Below are 17,336 nucleotides of genomic sequence, written 5' to 3' on the forward strand. Positions count from 1 at the left end.
TGTTAGTCAAGAGTTCGATTGCTCATAGCTTTCTTTCTCTTCCATTAACAATCTGGCCCATTCATCCAGCATTTCCTGCGCGGTCATTTGTTTGGCCATCACCTTCTGGATCATCGGCTCCACCTCTTTTTGAACATTCCCATAGCCCGGCAGATAATAAGGGGTATCGGCAAATTTCGTTTCCGGATTATTAAGCAAATCGGAAGCCGATTTCATATAAGGAACATTCTGCACCCAGTCATCGGCCGCAGCGTCTTTATTGGCCGGAATTTCACCGTACAGCTCGGAATAACGGCTATTAATATCATGCGAAAGATAGAACGTCATAAACTTCCACACCGCATCCTTGTGCTCTGCGGACTTGGACATCGTTAGGCCAAGCGGCATCAGGCCGGGATGCTCTCTATAGCCCTTTACGCTTTGCGGAAAAGGAATCGCGGCGAATTTATTCCGGTCGCCGTCAAAAGCTTTCTCATGGGAGCTTGCTGACCCGAGATTATGAACGACAATCGCTGCCTTATCCGATTGAAAAGTCGCTGCCAGTTCGCTCCAGCCCTTGTTCAGATCATCCTCTGGAGTATAGACATTGTAGGCGCCGAGATATTGCTCAACAAATTCAGTATGCAGCGGATCATTAATCGTTGCTTTGCCGTCGGCCGTGAAATATTCGGTAATCCCGGAGTAGGAATACATCAGCATTTCCAAGGTGTTGGCACTGCCCGCACCGCCGCGGATGCTCAAGCCGTAATGATCTCTGGACTTGTCTGTCAGCTTCTCAACAGCTTCGAAAAAATCCGGCCAGGTATCCGGCAGTTCCAGACCGGCTTCTTTAAACCAATCAGGGCGTACCCACAGATTCCAGGTCTGCGAACTGTACGGCAACGCATACAATTTGCCCTCTTTGGTATCCAGCTTGCGGTTACTTTCCAGTGTCTCCTGAGAGATCAGATCTTTATCTTCCCAGGCTGCGAGATATTCATCCAACGGTTCCAGCACATCCCGGCTAATCAAATCGGCCTTGAAATCATTCATGATGTCAGGTGCCTGATCGGCGGCGATCGCCACATTCACCTTTTGCTGATATGCGGACAGATCTCCCGGTACTCCCAGAAAGTCAACCTTGATGTCCGGGTTCTGTTCTTCAAATTCCTTAATAATTTCCTCAAAGAACTGATTCCGCTCCGGTGTTACAGCCGCGGCCCAAAAACTGATCTTCTTCTGTTCTGCTTGTTCACTGCTGTTAGAATCGGCTTGTTTTTTTCCTCCCCCGCCACAGCCCGAAACCAGCAGGGACAAAGAAAGAATTAATACTGCGGATATGCGATAGATTCCTTTTCCCATTTTCATAATTGATGCCCTCCAAGATAAAAATTAGGTTTGTTAAGGAAAAAGCAGAATTAGCCTTTGACCGCTCCACCGCCAAGTCCTTGAATCAGATAGCGCTGGATATACATAAATAGCAGGACGGGCGGAATTAGCCCGATGATGCTGCCTGCGGCCAGAGAAGCGTACTCCACGCTGAACTCGCCGATCATGAACTTGAGTCCGATAGGGATCGTGAAGCGGTCCGGCGTAGTAACAAACGAAAAGGCCACGAGAAACTCGTTCCATACCCCGATAAATGCAAACGCACCGGTTGCCACAATGCCGGGGAGCACAATCGGCGTGATAATGGAAAAGATGATGCGCAGTCTCCCCGCTCCATCCACCATCGCGGCTTCATCAATCTCCTTCGGCGTCCCCGAAATAAAGCCCCGCATAAGGATCGTATTAAAAGGCACCTGGGAGACGATGTAGAAAAGAACAAGAGAGAACGGCGAATTGATTAATCCCAGATTTTTAAAGATTAGAAAAAGCGGAATAATGAACAGAATGACCGGCATCATCTGGGTTGCGAGCAACACCAGCATAAAGGCCCCTTTGCCCCTGAATTTGAACCTGCTCATTGCATAACCGTTCATAATGGAGAGCACTGTGATTGCGACAACCGAAATTAGGGATACCAGCAAACTGTTATAAAAATAAGTGGAAAAGTTATTTTGAGTCCATACTTTAACGAAATTATCCAAAGTCGCCGGACTCGGAATATATTGAATCTTTGAGCTAATAACATCGGATTCCCGCTTGAGCGAAGTAGAGATCGCCCACAGGAAGGGAAGCAAAACAAAGATCATTGTCAATGCGAGCGGAATATAGAACAACAGCTTGGAGCCGATTTTGCTCCAGATCGGACGTTTATTCATCCTGCATCCCTCCCGCCTTGTTCAGCCATAAATACAGGATGACAAAAATCATCAGAAACAAGAAGGTGACTACGCCGATTGCCGAGCCGTAACCGTAATTGCCTTCGAGAATGGAAGTCTTCATCATATAGATCGGCAGAGTTGTAGTCATATCCATCGGACCGCCGTTGGTCATGGTAAATATCATATCGATGGAGTTGAACTCCCAGATGGCTCTCAGCAGTGTAGTGAATACAATAGTCTCCTTCAAGTAGGGAAGCGTAATATAGAAGAGTTTTCTGGCCTTCCCCGCCCCGTCGACCTCACAAGACTCGTAGACCTCTCTCGGAATAGATTGCAGGGCCGCCAGCAAAGTAATCGCGAAGAACGGAATGCCTCTCCACAGTTCGGCAATCACTACGGAACCGAATACCGTATGCGTATTCGCCAGCCAGGCTATATTCTCATGAATGATTCCAAGCCGCTTTAGCAGATCGTTAATAACCCCGATATGCTGGTTATACATTAAAGACCATAGCATCGTTGTCAGTACGCCCGATACCGCCCATGGAACGAGAACCAACGAACGGACCAGACCGCGGAGCTTGAACGTCTCATTCAGCAGCAAAGCTACAATCAGCCCGAGAACCAGTTGCAACACCACCTCCAGTACGACCCATTTCACGGTAATGCCTACCGTACCGGGAAACAGTTTGTCATGGAAGAAGATGTTTCGGAAATTTTCTAATCCGATATATCCGGCCTCTTTCAGACGCGTAAAATCATAGCTCTGAAAGCTGAGATCGAACACCCGGAAGATCGGAAACACCATCACACCTACAATGAGAAAAAAGGTAGGCGCAATCAGGACATAAGGCAGCCAACCGTCGCTTTTTTTCCATCCCCTCTTCTTTTTGTATAATGGCTTTTCGTTCTGCGCCAATCTTGTAGCAGCCATAGCAGCACCTCCACATTTATCGTAATGGAGAGGTTTCTTAAGCTGAATACAATATCTTTCAAATAATGTTTGTTTTCTTTCACTGAACTGTTTGCAGATCAAAAATGAACTCCTGCCGCGCTTAACGGCAGGAGCTTTCTTGAAACTGTTTTCGGTATTCGGTCGGCGATAGCCCCGAGTATCTCTTGAATAAAACGCTGAAATATTGCGGGTTGCCGTAGCCAACCCTTTCGGAGATTTCATAGGCCTTGTAATCGGTTTTTGCCAAAAGTTCCGCGGCTTTCTCCATTCGAACACCCATAATATAATCCCCGAGATTGACATGGTAATATTTTTTGAACAAGGTACTCACATAACTTGGAGATGTATGCACCTCGCGTGCGATTGCGATCAGGTTCAGTTCCTCATCGCCATAGAAACGATCGATATACGCTTTTGCCTTGCTCAATAAAATCCGATGGGAGCTTTGCAGCTGCTCGATATCACCGCTCATGAACACCCCCGGTTCTTTCGCTACCTCTCTGGCTTGAACGGCATCCAGCGCTTCGCAGTATGACTCCGCAATTCGGTCATAACCCCAATACCTTCCGCCCACGCCGATGCTGAACGGGATTTTCAGAATTCGTTCCAATGAATTTCTCACCCCCTGCAGCAGTTCCGCAAGCTCCTTGTTGCCGTCCATTTCCTCAAAACAGAAGATCAGATTCATCCGTTGATTATAATGAACTATATAATAGGGGAACGCATGGATGTCCAGAATTTCCGCACATATATTGCGAATCGAGAACAGCAGCAGTTCGGCTTCCCGGTATGCATCCGATCTTGAGAACCTGGAGAAATCCTCCGGCGCGATGACCGCTACCTGAAAGTAGTTCTCAATGGCCGGGAACTGCAGCAATTCGATCTCTCTTGTCAGCCACTCCCGGGTGAAGCTGCCCTCCAATAGATTTACAAAAAGCTGGTTCACCATCAATGTGCTGCTTTTTCGTTCTTTCTCCATCGCCATCCGCTCTTGCATCAGCTTCTCACCGGCAGCAGCCACAGCATCCAAAATTATGGAGTTCTCCTCATATTTCAAAATATAATCGAAGGCTTGCAAGGTCAGCGCTTGTTTCGCATACGAAAAATCGTCATAACCGGTCAGGAAAATGACCTTTATGGGCATCTCCAGCTCTTTAATCTTATCCGCTAGCTGCAGCCCGTCAAGAAAGGGCATCCGAATGTCTGTGAGCACTATATCCGGATGAAGACTGCAAGTCATCTCCCAACCCTCTTCACCATCGGCTGCAATCCCGATCACATCGATTCCCCGCGCTCTCCAATCGATATTCCGTCGTAGTCCTTCCCGAATCCATACGTCATCGTCCACAATCAGCAATTTCAGCATGCTGGCCACTCCTTTCCCGGTCATAAGGAATTTCGACTCTTACACAAGTAAACGCTCCCGACTCGCTCTTGATACTCAGTCCGTAATCCGTGCCAAAATGCAGGCTAATCCGTTGATGGCAGTTGCGCAGCCCGTAGGTTATGGGTTTGTCATCGATTTTATCGGCATAGATCGAGCGCTCGAGCTTCCTTATGTCCCCTTCCTCCATTCCCGGGCCATTATCTAATACTTCAAGAATCGCTTTGCTTCCTTCCCGGAACCCTGTAACAGACAGGAACCCCGGGCCGCGCCTACCCTTGATTCCGTGATAGATCGCATTCTCTACAATCGGTTGCAGGGTCAGCTTAGGGATCGTCAACGCCAGCAATTCTTCCGGGATCTTGATTTCATATTCAAAATCCCCACTATATCTGATATTCAGAATCAACAAATAACTTCGGATATGCTCGATCTCTTCGCGAATCGTTATCAATTCACGGCCCTTGCTGAGGCCGATCCGGAAGAAATGCGTTAGAGCATCGACCATCCCGGATGCTTTCTCCTTTTCCTCCAGATCAATCAAGTGTTTTATAGAACATAGCGTGTTATATAAAAAATGAGGCTGAATCTGCGCCTGAAGCGCTTGTAACTCTATCAGGCGCTTCTGTTCCTGTTTTTGGCGAACTTCTTCCAGCAGCATCTGAACCGATTCGGAGAGCCGTGCCAAGCCGTTTCCCAGAACACCGATCTCATTGCGCTCATCCAACTGAAAATTCACATTGAAGTCGCCGCGCTCAAAACGCTTCACTTGTTTGGACAAGTAGCGGATCGGGTTCGTAAGCGTGCGGGCTACCACTGCAGCAACGATCACAAAAATAAGCAGTACGATAAGAATGATTAATAATGACACATATTTAATCGTATTCACGCTTTCGAGAATATCCTTCTCGGGGACAATGGCCGCAAGCACCCATTTATTGAGCGGCAGAGTATCATAGGCAACCTTTAACTTTTCTCCCCGCGCGCTCGTTACAGTCAGACTGCCTCTGTCGCCGGACATCCCCGCCAATTGCTCCAAAGTTTCCGGGGTAACCTCATACTCCGGAGCCATTGTTTTGGAGAAGAGCGTGCCGTCGCTGCTAATCAGAGCCAGTGTACCGTTCGGACTGATCTTCATATTTTCCATGATATTGAGAAGATAATCTTCTCGAAGGTTGATCAGAATAAGACCACTTACCGGGGAAGTTGTGCTTCCGATCATCTTGAAGCTGCTTAGAACCTGCCGCGGCTCCACAGTGTCAAACACTTGATCTCTATGACTATTCAACCAGTAATAGCCTTTATCCGACTGATCATATCTCGACAGCCAATCATTAAGATCAGCACCTACCTTTCGCGGCACAAATTCTTTCTGTAAATTGAATGAGCGTCCGTTGCTGAAGCCGACATAGATGGAATCTATCATTTGAAAATTGCCATGATATATCTCTTCGAACCGGTCATGCAACCCAATAATATCGGTGTAGCGATTCTGATCCTTCTCCTGCCCTTCATTTGAAAAAATATGACGAAACGAATTGTCATTCTCAATCGCTACCAATTGCTCGAAGATGGTGAGCATTTTATCATTAAGAAATAAGGTAGTTTGCTGGACCGTATCCGAGAGGTTGTAATAGCTTGTCTTTTGAAGCTGGCGCACTACCGATAAATAAGAGAAAAGTCCGGTCATCACAACCGATAAAATCAGGATAGGCAAAAAAAACAGCAGCAGTTTGGATTGAATCGGCCGGTCGCTTATCAAACGCTTAAGCAGCTTCAACAGTCACACTCTTCCTTTCAACTTCACTAAGTAAGCGTCGTCGTTAAATGTAAGCGCTATTATTTTGGTGCAACTATCATTTTATATCGCAAGCGTGGAGCAGGCAATGATTTTGCTTTCTTCTCCGATTTTGCAAAATAAAAATTGCGAAAAAATAGGCCAACCAAAGGAATCCGGTTGACCCATCACATCATACATTGACGGAAGATTATTCAAAGCCTTCTTAAGAGATCCTTCTTCTTCAAGCCGTTCTTCTTGGCGGTGGAGTGCCAAAAGGAATGTCCGGCTAGATGCCAGGCAATGCGCGGAAAATTGGGGCTGATCAGGATGGGTTCACCCGTGGAGCGGGTATGGATGTTATTGGCCAAAGTGGTCATGGCGCCGCCCAGATTTTTCATCGGGCCATGGCCGAGAGGCACCTTTTCAATAAAGCTTAGCATTTCGCCGGCGCCTTGGCCGATGGCCTGCCCGAAATGCAGCCCGGAGCGGATGCACCAGTTTTTAATGATCTCAATCGCAATATGATTCTGCTTCCCCTCGTAAAAGCCGTTATTCACCATGACATAAACGTATATATCCTTTTGGCGTTCCTTTTTCATATATTCCTCAAGGGTAACAAGCATTCTGAACAAGTGGGAAGGGATTCCGTCCACATAGAGAGGAAAGGCCAGGATCAGCTGGTCCATACGGCAGAGGTCGCTATATTGCTCAGGGGTAAACGGTTTTCTGCTCAGGGAAAAATGCACGATTTCATGTTCATTGCCGATCAGCGTTTCGAGGGACCTCAGCAGGATGGAGGAATTGCTTTTGCCCAGTTTGGGACTTCCGTCGATCATGGCCATTCTCATATCATAGCCTCCTTGACGGCTTGCGGGTTGTGATGGAAATACACCCTATTTCCCGTCGAGTTCAAGTTGACGCTATTCGCCGCAACCAGCGCCCTTGCCGTTTCCTTCTCGGACTCCGTGACATCGTCCCCATAGAAATGCACGGTGAAGGCGAAGGTGTGAGGATAACGTTCTCGGTGATGGGTTTCTCCGTTTTTCTTAACAAAATAAGGCAGCATGTAAGAGATGCTTCTGTTCAACACGTTGAGGACGAAGGGGCTGTAGCTTCCATAGACGCATTGGGTGATGATGATCAGCTCGTCGCTTCTGGCAAGAAGCTCGCCCATGTGCTGATAGTCGTCCTTGATCACGCATCTTCCGGGTGTTTTGGTCCAGCATCCGAAGCAGCCCGTACATTTGCGGATCGTGCCGTTGTCGGAGATGACCAATACATCTTGATCTTCGGCTGCGCCCCATGCCGCAAAATCCTGCTGGCTAAGGTCGTGCACAATCATTTTCATACTTCCCTCTCCTTTGCTTCCAATCTTTTGATGAAAACTTCACGCCAATCCCCCGAATACCGGACACCGGGATTCGTAAGCAGCGAAGCGATGCCGTGAACCATGGACCACAGAGCGATCAACCGCTGGGAATCGCCGCTTTCCGGCTGTCCCATCCTGCGGAACATTCGGTAGGCCGTCTTCCTGAACAGGGCGAACGCCGGATGCTCCATGAAAAATTCAATGTACGCCTGCCCAAGCAAGGAGACGGCTTCGCGGCTGTCCTCCCGCCCCCTGATGGACGCGCGCAGTTTATCCATAAACCGTTCCGTCACATGCTCTCCCATGGCACCAACCAGCTCATCGATATTCTTAAAATGGCTGTACGGCGCAGCGTGGCTTACATTGCATTTGGTAGCAACCTTGCGCAGGGAGAAATCCCTGAGTCCAACTTCATTAATAAGTTCAATTCCCGCTTCAATCAGCTCGTTTCGCAGGTTGCCGTGATGATAGGGCTTCTCCTTCATGGACTGAAACAACTTCCTTTCGCAAATCTTTACACTGTAAAGATTGTTACGGAAAATATTTACAGTGTAAAGGGCAGTAAAAGGATATTTTCCCGAAAACAAGAATATTTAATTTACGGCTATTTTTTTACAGGAGGGATTGCAATTGGAAGAGTTAATTAAGGAATATGCATTAGGATACTCCATGCTTCGGGAAGCCATAGAAGGACTAACGGAGGATGTGCTTCGTTACAAGCCCGGACCGGACAAATGGAGCATTCATCAAATCCTCATACATGTTACGGATTCCGAGGTCTCGTCCACATCGCGGCTAAAAAAGGTCCTGGCCGAAGACGAGCCGCTTCTGATTTCGTTTGACCAAGACGCATGGGCGAATAACTTGGGGTACGATTTGCTGGACCGTGAACAGTATCTGCTTCTGTTCCAATTGCTGCGTTCCAGTATGCAGCCTATTCTGGAACATCTGACTAGCGAACAAAGCAATCGAATAGGGGTGTATCCCGATCAGGAGCGGTTCACGTTTAAAGAATTGTTGGAATTCCGTGTCCGGCATGTCCGCGACCATCTTGCTCAAATTGAGCGGGTAAAGAAAGCTTACCGAGAGAACCGAGTGAGCTATTAAACTGCTGCAGGTGGTGTCCGGTTCCGGTTTGTTTCATGATGCTCATCCTTGAAATTTCCAGGTTCGCGTATGTTAAAATAAAGAGGAATTTACCTTTGGGTGAATTTAACTTCAGACGAAAAAGAAGGGAATAAAAATGAAACTATGCATTGGCACTGCTCCGTGCAAGGTCTGAATCGGACGAACCTGCACGGAGCGGACCTGCATTCGTCCGTTCGGCTTTGCACTTTCATTTGAATCTTTAAGATTTTAATTGAAAGAGGAGCAAAGTCATGATAAAAAAATTCAAAACGAACATCGGGGAGCTTCGTACTTTCCTGATTTTGTGGATTACACAGTCATTTTCGGCACTGGGCAGTGCAATGACCGCCTTTGCACTGGTGATCTGGTCTTATCAGCAGCAAGGGTCGGCTCTTACCACCTCGCTTTTGACCATCTGTTCCTATGCACCCTATGTCCTGCTGAGTATCTTCGCGGGTGCCCTGAGCGACCGATGGAACAAGAAGATCACCATGCTGCTCAGCGACAGCTTTGCGGCACTTTGTACCGTTTCGATACTGATTCTGCTGACAACGGGTAAACTCCAGATTTGGCATCTGTATTTGATCAACACCTTGAACGGACTGATGAACACTGTGCAGCAGCCGGCGTCGGATGTAGCCGTCAGCCTGCTGGCTCCGCAAAAACACTATCAGAAGGTTAGCGGGATGCGTTCCTTGTCCAATTCGCTGGTCACCATACTGACGCCTGTACTCGCTACTTCATTGCTTTCTTTTACAAGTATCCGGGTTGTCATCCTGTTCGATCTGATTACCTTTGCCACAGCGTTCGTGGCGTTGCTATTCTTTGTCAAAATCCCGCAAGCCGCAAAACCGAGCGGCACCGGGAGCGAGACGATATTGCAGTCGGCCAAAAGCGGCTTGCGGTATCTCAGGGACAACCGGGGAATCCTGGATCTGATCCTGTTTTTGGCCGTGATCAATTTTACCGCCTCCATCTTCAATGCCGCCCTGCCCGCGATGATGCTCTCACGTGTCGGCGGCGGAGAGTTTGCGCTGGGCATGGTCAATACCGTGACGGGGATAGCCATGATGGTTGGAAGCATTTCGGTCGCCGTCCTGCCGCCGCCTAAGAGCCGAGTTCGCGTCATTTGTAATTGCTTGCTTTTTTCCATGAGTACCGAGAATTTTATCCTTGCTTTCGGCAGGAGCACGCCCGTGTGGTGTTTGGGCGCCATCCTCGGATGGATATTCATTCCTGTTATGAACGCCAATATGGATGTACTTTTTCGCACAAAAATCCCTATTGAGATGCAGGGGCGTGTCTATTCGGTAAGGAATACCTTACAGTTTTTCACCATTCCTTTGGGATATCTGTGCGGCGGTGTTTTGGTCGACAGGGTGTTTGAACCGTTTATGGCGGTGCAATCGATGGACAGTTTGTGGGTCGCACTGGTCGGAGCGGGAAAAGGCTCCGGAGCAGCCCTGCTGTTTCTTGCCATCGGAATTTCCGGTGCATTATCTTGTCTGCCGTTCCGGGCCGACAAAAATATTTGGAGATTGGAAGAATAGTTGTCCTTTAGCCAAAACTATAAATAAGCACAGGGCAGCTTTTATAGCTGCCCTGTGCTTTTCTGTTGCATCAGCTCTATTAAAGAATCAACGTCCGTAGAGTTGACCGCATGCCGCATCAATGTCCGTTCCGAATGGAGTTCGCACAGTGACTTTGACTCCCTTGGGTAGTACGGTCATTCGCTCATATTCACCGATTCTTTGCTTGAAGATCGCATCCGTAATTTGTTGGAACCGGTATGCGGGTTGTTTCAATTCTGCCAATATGCGTTGAGCCATTTCATATTTCGAAGTTGATTTCATGTTTTTTCTCCTCTTGAGCCGGAGAAAATGCCTTAAGCACCAATAAGAGGTGTTTAAAAAGCCTACATTAACCAACTAAATTAAAACCCACGAAGCCTGTAGCTAGAGTCGCTACGTGCATCTATCAATAGATGGATAATGCTCCGGCATCCGTTTAGTTTGATCGTGAACCGTGCCAACGGACAATGAACGGTTCACCTGAACATTTACAACTTCAAACATTGATTTCAACCTCCATAAAAAAAAGGGCTACAAGAAAGGCACCCTTCTTGTAGCCCAAATAGATACACTAGCCCATAGCATTAATGAAATAGCAATGTATACCACTTTGAGTAAAGAGAATAAGTAACTTTCTTGCTTAAAAAGAATAAAACAGCTAATGTTCTGTCTTTTCTAAGTAAGCAAGAAATATTACATTATTCACTTCAACTCCAGTATACTCCTTGTAACAAGCCAGGTCTTATGAGGCTTGTAGGCCTGACCAATTGTTGAACCGCCTCTGTTTCGGCGCTTGTTTCTACGCTCCCGCTAATGCGGCGACTTGCTTCTGAAGAGCCTTCACTTGCTTTTGCAGATCTGCGGCTTCTTTGTGCTGCTTCTGCACCACGGAGGTCAGCACCCCGATGATGTCCATCAGGGACACGGCCTTATGGTCGGCAGTGGAGAAAATATCGGGCACATCCTCTGCGATAAAGCCGATATTATCCTTCTTGCCGATATCCTCCTTGTACCGGAAGGTGACCGGGGTCAGCTTGTTGAGCAGATCCATAGCCGATTTTGCGGACAGCTTCGCAATGCTTTCCTTCATAAGCCGGGACGAGGTCTGAGTCAGGTTGACGGCCCGGATTTTGCCGTTGACGTCCAGCTTGTAATCCTCCTCCGCCGTCTTGCCGATCCCCACGTTATTGTCGGCGTTCACCGTAACGGCACCGGTCAGCGTAACCAGGTCGGCGTGGGTATGATCGCTATACGCCAGCTCCTTCAAGCTGCCAGCAACGCCCAGCTGCCATTCGTCTTTGTCCTCGTTCCACAGGATCTGAGCCTTCGGGTCGGCGCCGCGGTCCAGCTCAAGGCCTTGGCCGACAGTCAAAACGCCGGTAATATCCGCGTCTTTGGCGACCAACTTGTTGCCGACCGATACGTCCTTTACCGTCAATGCACCCGTGACCTCCGCGTCCTTCGCGGTCACCTTGTTACTGACTTCGGCATCCTTCGCCGTCAGCTTGGCGGTGACCGTAGCGTTGCCGGTAATGGCGGTGTCGCCCGTAATCGTCGTGCTGCCGGCAATGTTCACTGTACCGGCCACATCCAACATCGCCGAAGGCGTAGCGGTGCCGATGCCCACGTTGCCTGAGCTTACCTTGAAGGCGCTGGACAGTTTCGTCAGCTCCTCGTGGGTATGGTCGCTATACGCCAGCGTCTTCATGGCGCCGACGATGCCGGCCTGCCATTCGTCTGCCGTCTCATCCCACAGCAGTTGGGCTTGCGGATCGCTTCCGCGAGCCACCTCTATGCCTTTGGCAACGGTCAGGCTGCCCGTGAACTCCGCATCCTTCGCGGCCAGCTTGTTGCTTACCGATGCGTCCTTCACCGTCAATGCGCCCGTAACCTCCGCATCCTTCGCCGTCAGCTTGGCGGTGACCGTAGCGTTGCCGGTTACATTCAAGCTGCCGTTTACATCCAGCTTCGCCGTAGGCGTGGCGGTGCCAATGCCAACATTGCCCGCGCTTACCTTGAAGGCGCCGGACAGATCCGTCAGCTCCTGGTGAGTATGATCGCTATACGCCAGCTCCTTCAAGCTGCCGGCAACGCCGAACTGCCATTCGTCCTTATCCTCGTTCCACAGGATCTGAGCCTGCGGATCGGTGCCCCGGTCCACCTCAAAGCCTTGGCCGACGGTCAAAACGCCAGTAATATCCGCGTCTTTGGCGACCAACTTGTTGCCGACCAAAGCGTCCTTCACCGTCAATGCGCCCGTGACCTCCGCGTCCTTCGCCGTCAGCTTGTTGCTGACTGCGGCATCCTCCGCGGTCAGCTCGGCGGTGACCGCAGCGTTGCCGGTCAGCGTAAGGTTGCCAGTCAGCGAAGCATTGCCGGTTACATTCAGGCTGCCGTTCACATCCAGCTTCGCCGTCGGTGCAGAAGTGCCGATGCCGATGTTGCCTCCGCTGACCTTCAGGTTGTCGGTAATGGCCGACATCTCCGGATGGGTGTGCCCCTTGAATTCCAGGGCCTTCAGACTGTCGGTTACACCGGCTACCCATTGGTCCGCCGCCTCATCCCACAACAGCTGTGCCGCCGGCGCTTTCCCACCGCGGAATACCTCCAGCCCTCCGTTGATGTCCATCGGCGTATCCCGGTTCGCGTACTTGTTCACTCTGACGATGTTGTCTTCCACTTCCAGTGTCGCGGCGTTAATCGTTACCATATCGCCGCTCACTGTCAGATTTCCCGCAACGTTCAAATCCTGCCATATCATCGCGCTGCCGCGTACATCAAGCTGCGCCGTAGGATTAGCGGTACCGATCCCCGCTTTCCCGTCCTTCGTGACCGCGAAGGCCGTTTGTCCGTTTTCGCCGTTCACGTCCAGCAAGGACCGGGGCATATTGGTGCCGACACCTACGTTGCCGACGGAATCGGCAAAGACGGCGATCGTATCCATATCCGCGCTGAACAGCTTGTTCTGGGCTCCGCCGCCGGAGCCCAGAGCCGTCAGCTCGGTTCCCGTGCCGTAGAACCAGGCTCCCTGCTCATTATCCCAAAGCAGCTTGGCGTTCGGAAGAACGGCGCCGTTGCTGTCTTGCCCCCGCTCAAATTCGATGCCGCCGGCAAACAGCTTGCCTTCCACCGTTATCGCATGCTTAATTACCGCATCCTGGGCGGTCAGCGTTTTATTGAAGGTCGCATTGTCGCTAAAGGCAGCCCCTTTTCCCACGTTCAGATTACCGCTGACCGTGGCGTCGCCGTAAACTAAAGCTTCCGTGCGGAAAAGCGCCTTGCCCGCAACATCGAGCACCTCCGTCGGGTCCTCGGTACCGATCCCAACCTTCCCGCTGCGGGATACGGCGACCGCTGTTTTGTCCGCCGTTCCCAGCTTCCAGCGATCCTTCACCCACTTCATTTGAGCATGGGTGGCATTGGTTTGCGGGATCTCGATTCCGTCCCCCAGAGTCATGGTGCCTGTGACTGAGGCGCTGGCCGCCGTTACGGCGCCGCGGAAATTCGCACCGCCCGCCTGCAGCGTGCCGCCGGAGACGACATTGCCGTCCTTGTCCACGGCGAATACATCCTTACCGGATACGCCGAGCTTCCACTCCTGCTTCGTCTCGTCCCAGGCAACCTGTGCGGCAGGTTGGTCTTTGCCGCGGTACACTTCGATTCCGCCGCCTGCTGCCACAGCCATCTCTTCGCCGTTTTTGTTCAGAATAACCGTCGAGCTTTTGATCTTCGTTTCATCGGAGTTTATCGTGGTGGACGGACCCCTGACCTCCAGGTTTTCGCCTACGACCAGATGGCTGCCCACGCTCAAATTGTGATGGACATCCACATCCCCTTCCGCGATGGCGCTCAGCGCCAGCAGGTTGCCCTCGGGATCGTACAGCTGGCTGTGATTATGGAGAGCATCCGCGTTCGTTTGCTTGGTCAGCTTGTCCCAGGCGCTGCCGCTGGCAATGATCTCGAGGGCCTCTCCCGCTCCCACCTTCCATGCGCGCTCGCTTTCGTCCCACATGATCTTCGCGGCAGGCAGGCTTTCCCCGCGGTATACCTCCAGACCGCTTTCGTCCACGGGCATGTCTTCGCCGTCGAACTTGTTGATCTGGATTACGCTGTCCTTCACGACCAGTTCTTCCTTCGTAACGGATGTGGTCGTCCCTTTGACGAACAGGTTCCCGTCGACCGTAACGGCTCCATTGACGTACAAACCGCCATCGATATCCGCTCCGTTATGGGCGGTCAGGGTCCCCATGATTTCAGCATCGTTCGTCACTTCAATATTTCCGTCGGAGTTGACGGACAGCATGGCTATTCCTTCGCTGTCGTTCAAAGCACTGTGTTTATGCAAACCATCGGCGTCGGAAGCCACGCCTCCGGTCAATACATCCCAGTTACTGCCGTATGCAATCTCCGACAGCTCTGTGCCGATGCCCAGCTTCCAGCTGCGGGAGTCCTCGTCCCATACGATCCGGGCCTTCGGGTTTTCCTTGCCGCGGAACACCTCGATGCTCGTTTCCTTCGATTTGGAGCTGTCACCCTCGTATTGGTTCAGCTCGATCTTATTGTTGCGAACAACCAGATCGATTTTCTCCACCGTCTGCATCTTGCCTTTGACGACTAAATCTCCTTGGATGGTTGCGGTGCCGCCGACATTCAAATTTGCTTGGAGATCGGCCTCTTGGCCCACTTTAAGGGTTCCGCCCAGCTCCAGATTGCCGTTGGCCTGCAAATTGCCGTTATCGTCGGCTTTCAGCGCGGTGCCGCTTCCCCCCGCCGTACTCAAGGTACTATGCTTGTGAAGCTGGTCTGCCGATGCACCGTTGACCAGGCCCCCGAATTTGGTGCCGTACGGGATGTCGGCCATCTCTCCCTTGACCCCGATTTTCCATCTCCGGTCCGCTTCGTCCCATTCCATTAGAGCTTCAGGAAGATTTCCTCCCCGGTGAACCGCAAGACCGCCCTCTACTCCCAGGGGAGAACCATTCTCCGCCTTGTTGACGGTGATGAAGCTGTTGTCAACCTGAGGCTCTACCCGGACGACGGTAACCTTTTCATCCTCGACGACCAGCTTCTTGACCGTCAGCGTCTCGCCGACGTTCAATTCATGGGGAATGCTTACATTGCCGTCCTTGCCGATCTCCAGGGCCAGCAGCTTTTTATCCTCGCTGTGAAATTGGGTGTGAGTATGCAGGGAATCGGCGTTTTTGCCTCCGCTTGTCAGCGTGTCCCAATCTTTGCCGTCGGGGATATCGTTCATTTCCCCGCCAACGGTGCCGATCTGCCATGACTTGGTTGCCTCGTTCCAGGCGATCTTGGCGTTCGGCAGCGATTTGCCCCGGGCGACCTCCAAGCCCCCGTTGCCCGAAATGAGGCTTCCGGTTACGGTCATCGTCTTCTCGACGGCAATATTCCCATCGGAATCCGCGCTTAGCACCGGCTCGCCCTTCAACGAATGAATCAGACTATGCTTATGAAGATCGTCCACCCGGGAGCCGTTATGCATATTATCCCAGTCCGGTCCGTAGGCAACCTTGTACACTCCGCTGCCCGCCTCAGCCGCGCTCTCCTCCGTCCCGATCTTCCAAGACTTGTCGGCTTCATCCCACACCAACATGGCACTGGGCATGTCCTTCCGGCGTACCTCAAGGCCGCTTGCGCCTTGTTCTTTGACGCTCTGGTTCATCGTCAGCATACTGCCGCTCACGACGACCCGCGGAACATCCAGGGTCGCCTGTCCGCCGCTGACCTCAAGCCCGCCGCGGGCGGTCAGGGTGCCGGAAACCGCTGCCGAGCCGGAAAGCTCCATGTCTCCGGAAGCGTTCACTTTGAGCGCCGGATCATTGTCGACCTTTACCGTCAAGGTGCCGTTCACGTCAACGTTGCCGTAGGTATGAACAGGGCCGCTGTTAATAGCTCCGCTGAATTCCGTTACGGCGGCATGAACGTACAGGTTATTGATATCTGTCGTTTTATCTTCCTCGGCACCGGACAGATAAGGATACGCGGGATCCTCCTTGGAGCCGACGATCAGTTTCTTCGCGTGGAGCACCTGCCCGCCTACGGCGCGGGTAACCACCTTGTTTCCTTCGGGGTCCAGCTCGCTGATCTCGCTGATGGCAAGGCTGCCTGTCTGGTCGTGGTTCAGAATGATCCGACCGAGGACAATCTCCTTGCGAGGATCCTCAGGCAAAGCGGAGGTCAGCTTAATCTCGGGAATCTCGTAAACGTGGATCTCTTTGTCCCCGCCCTTGACCGAATCCTTGTCCGCCAACTCCTCGTTATAGCTGACGGTGACATAGATGCTGTCCGTGGTGCTGAAGCCGGTCACCTCCAGTGTTCTTCCCGGATGGTTGTCGCTGATCAGAATTTCCTGGCTGATCTCCTCGTTATTAACGGAATCAAACACCCGGTTCAGCGCCATCCCGGAGGCAATCTCGATCTTGAGCCGGTCTACCTTGCTGACCGTTAAGCCCGTGACGATCCCCCAATCATGGAAATGCCGGTTATGAAGGCGCTGCAGCCGTTTATGGTATTCCTGATCCAGGGTCAAATCTTCTTCTTTCAATAAAAGCCCGTCAAAATAATTCATGCGTTTCATATCGTTCGGCACAATCTCACTCCTCCCGGTTCATTATTGAACGTAAGCGCCTCTTCGCGCAGTGAACCCAGACTATGCCTTATGCATGGACCGGTTCTTCCTCTTTGGCCAGCAGCTCTTCAAGCACCTGCATGGCGCCGCTGATGCGCAGCATGGTGGCGCTTAGATTGTTGCGCTTCTCCTCCAGATCCATCATCAGCTGTTGGCCGGATTCCAGCTCCGCCTTGAGTTCATTGATCCGTGCTTCCAATTGCTCTTTCATATTCTTTTCCTCCTAAAATTTTTGTGGAGTATTTACATTCAGAAAT

Annotated in this window: 13 protein-coding genes; 2 read left to right on the plus strand and 11 right to left on the minus strand. The window is 51.1% G+C overall.

Annotated features, from left to right (window positions below; translation table 11 throughout):
- Positions 1-6: 6 nt before the first annotated feature.
- The 8 genes from V3851_RS18030 to V3851_RS18065 all read right to left on the minus strand — a co-directional run bounded on the left by V3851_RS18030 (position 7) and on the right by V3851_RS18065 (position 8,219).
- Positions 7-1,347 carry an ABC transporter substrate-binding protein gene (locus V3851_RS18030; protein ID WP_331847952.1) on the minus strand — a complete coding sequence of 447 codons (1,341 nt, stop codon included), beginning with the start codon at positions 1,345-1,347 and terminating at the stop codon, positions 7-9.
- A 50-nt stretch (positions 1,348-1,397) separates the two neighbouring features.
- Positions 1,398-2,243: a carbohydrate ABC transporter permease gene (locus tag V3851_RS18035; RefSeq protein WP_331847953.1), complete on the minus strand. Its 846-nt coding sequence runs from the start codon at positions 2,241-2,243 to the stop codon at positions 1,398-1,400.
- The gene (locus V3851_RS18040) at positions 2,236-3,180 is read right to left on the minus strand and encodes a carbohydrate ABC transporter permease (RefSeq protein WP_331847954.1); all 945 of its coding nucleotides are present in this window, start codon (positions 3,178-3,180) and stop codon (positions 2,236-2,238) included. Before V3851_RS18040 ends, V3851_RS18035 begins: the two co-directional genes overlap by 8 nt.
- 121 nt (positions 3,181-3,301) lie before the next feature.
- Positions 3,302-4,567 carry a response regulator gene (locus V3851_RS18045; protein WP_331847955.1) on the minus strand — a complete coding sequence of 422 codons (1,266 nt, stop codon included), beginning with the start codon at positions 4,565-4,567 and terminating at the stop codon, positions 3,302-3,304.
- Positions 4,539-6,302, minus strand: coding sequence for a sensor histidine kinase (locus V3851_RS18050; protein ID WP_331847956.1), 1,764 nt, complete (start codon positions 6,300-6,302; stop codon positions 4,539-4,541). The genes V3851_RS18045 and V3851_RS18050 overlap by 29 nt, the downstream gene beginning before the upstream one ends.
- A 275-nt stretch (positions 6,303-6,577) precedes the next feature.
- Positions 6,578-7,213 carry an NADPH-dependent FMN reductase family protein gene (locus V3851_RS18055; RefSeq protein ID WP_331847957.1) on the minus strand — a complete coding sequence of 212 codons (636 nt, stop codon included), beginning with the start codon at positions 7,211-7,213 and terminating at the stop codon, positions 6,578-6,580.
- The gene (locus V3851_RS18060) at positions 7,210-7,713 is read right to left on the minus strand and encodes a flavodoxin family protein (RefSeq protein WP_331847958.1); all 504 of its coding nucleotides are present in this window, start codon (positions 7,711-7,713) and stop codon (positions 7,210-7,212) included. Before V3851_RS18060 ends, V3851_RS18055 begins: the two co-directional genes overlap by 4 nt.
- The gene (locus V3851_RS18065) at positions 7,710-8,219 is read right to left on the minus strand and encodes a TetR/AcrR family transcriptional regulator (RefSeq protein ID WP_331847959.1); all 510 of its coding nucleotides are present in this window, start codon (positions 8,217-8,219) and stop codon (positions 7,710-7,712) included. Before V3851_RS18065 ends, V3851_RS18060 begins: the two co-directional genes overlap by 4 nt.
- A 145-nt stretch (positions 8,220-8,364) precedes the next feature.
- Between V3851_RS18065 and V3851_RS18070 the strand changes: the two genes are divergently transcribed.
- Positions 8,365-8,841: a DinB family protein gene (locus tag V3851_RS18070; protein WP_331847960.1), complete on the plus strand. Its 477-nt coding sequence runs from the start codon at positions 8,365-8,367 to the stop codon at positions 8,839-8,841.
- Between the two features lie 272 nt (positions 8,842-9,113).
- Entirely contained in the window at positions 9,114-10,412 is a 1,299-nt protein-coding gene (locus tag V3851_RS18075; protein ID WP_331847961.1) for an MFS transporter, read from the plus strand.
- A gap of 87 nt (positions 10,413-10,499) precedes the next feature.
- Here V3851_RS18075 and V3851_RS18080 read toward each other — a convergent pair whose 3' ends face one another.
- From V3851_RS18080 to V3851_RS18090, 3 genes are all read right to left on the minus strand, one after another.
- Complete coding sequence (locus tag V3851_RS18080) at positions 10,500-10,715, minus strand: hypothetical protein (RefSeq protein ID WP_331847962.1); 216 nt, start codon at positions 10,713-10,715, stop codon at positions 10,500-10,502.
- Between the two features lie 517 nt (positions 10,716-11,232).
- Complete coding sequence (locus V3851_RS18085) at positions 11,233-17,040, minus strand: tail fiber domain-containing protein (RefSeq protein ID WP_331847963.1); 5,808 nt, start codon at positions 17,038-17,040, stop codon at positions 11,233-11,235.
- Positions 17,041-17,107: 67 nt separating this feature from the next.
- A complete protein-coding gene (locus V3851_RS18090; protein WP_331847964.1) occupies positions 17,108-17,290 on the minus strand; it encodes a hypothetical protein in 183 nt (60 codons plus the stop codon).
- Positions 17,291-17,336: the final 46 nt, after the last annotated feature.

Origin of the sequence: Paenibacillus haidiansis (genome assembly GCF_036553665.1) — a bacterium.
Taxonomy (GTDB): Bacteria; Bacillota; Bacilli; order Paenibacillales; family Paenibacillaceae; genus Fontibacillus; species Fontibacillus haidiansis.

What these genes read in the sequence shown, in the direction of transcription:
- V3851_RS18030 (WP_331847952.1), bottom strand. Translation starts at nt 1,347, where the DNA reads ATGAAAATGGGAAAAGGAATCTATCGCATATCCGCAGTATTAATTCTT.
- V3851_RS18035 (WP_331847953.1), bottom strand. Translation starts at nt 2,243, where the DNA reads ATGAATAAACGTCCGATCTGGAGCAAAATCGGCTCCAAGCTGTTGTTC.
- V3851_RS18040 (WP_331847954.1), bottom strand. Translation starts at nt 3,180, where the DNA reads ATGGCTGCTACAAGATTGGCGCAGAACGAAAAGCCATTATACAAAAAG.
- V3851_RS18045 (WP_331847955.1), bottom strand. Translation starts at nt 4,567, where the DNA reads ATGCTGAAATTGCTGATTGTGGACGATGACGTATGGATTCGGGAAGGA.
- V3851_RS18055 (WP_331847957.1), bottom strand. Translation starts at nt 7,213, where the DNA reads ATGAGAATGGCCATGATCGACGGAAGTCCCAAACTGGGCAAAAGCAAT.
- V3851_RS18060 (WP_331847958.1), bottom strand. Translation starts at nt 7,713, where the DNA reads ATGAAAATGATTGTGCACGACCTTAGCCAGCAGGATTTTGCGGCATGG.
- V3851_RS18065 (WP_331847959.1), bottom strand. Translation starts at nt 8,219, where the DNA reads ATGAAGGAGAAGCCCTATCATCACGGCAACCTGCGAAACGAGCTGATT.
- V3851_RS18075 (WP_331847961.1), top strand. Translation starts at nt 9,114, where the DNA reads ATGATAAAAAAATTCAAAACGAACATCGGGGAGCTTCGTACTTTCCTG.
- V3851_RS18080 (WP_331847962.1), bottom strand. Translation starts at nt 10,715, where the DNA reads ATGAAATCAACTTCGAAATATGAAATGGCTCAACGCATATTGGCAGAA.
- V3851_RS18090 (WP_331847964.1), bottom strand. Translation starts at nt 17,290, where the DNA reads ATGAAAGAGCAATTGGAAGCACGGATCAATGAACTCAAGGCGGAGCTG.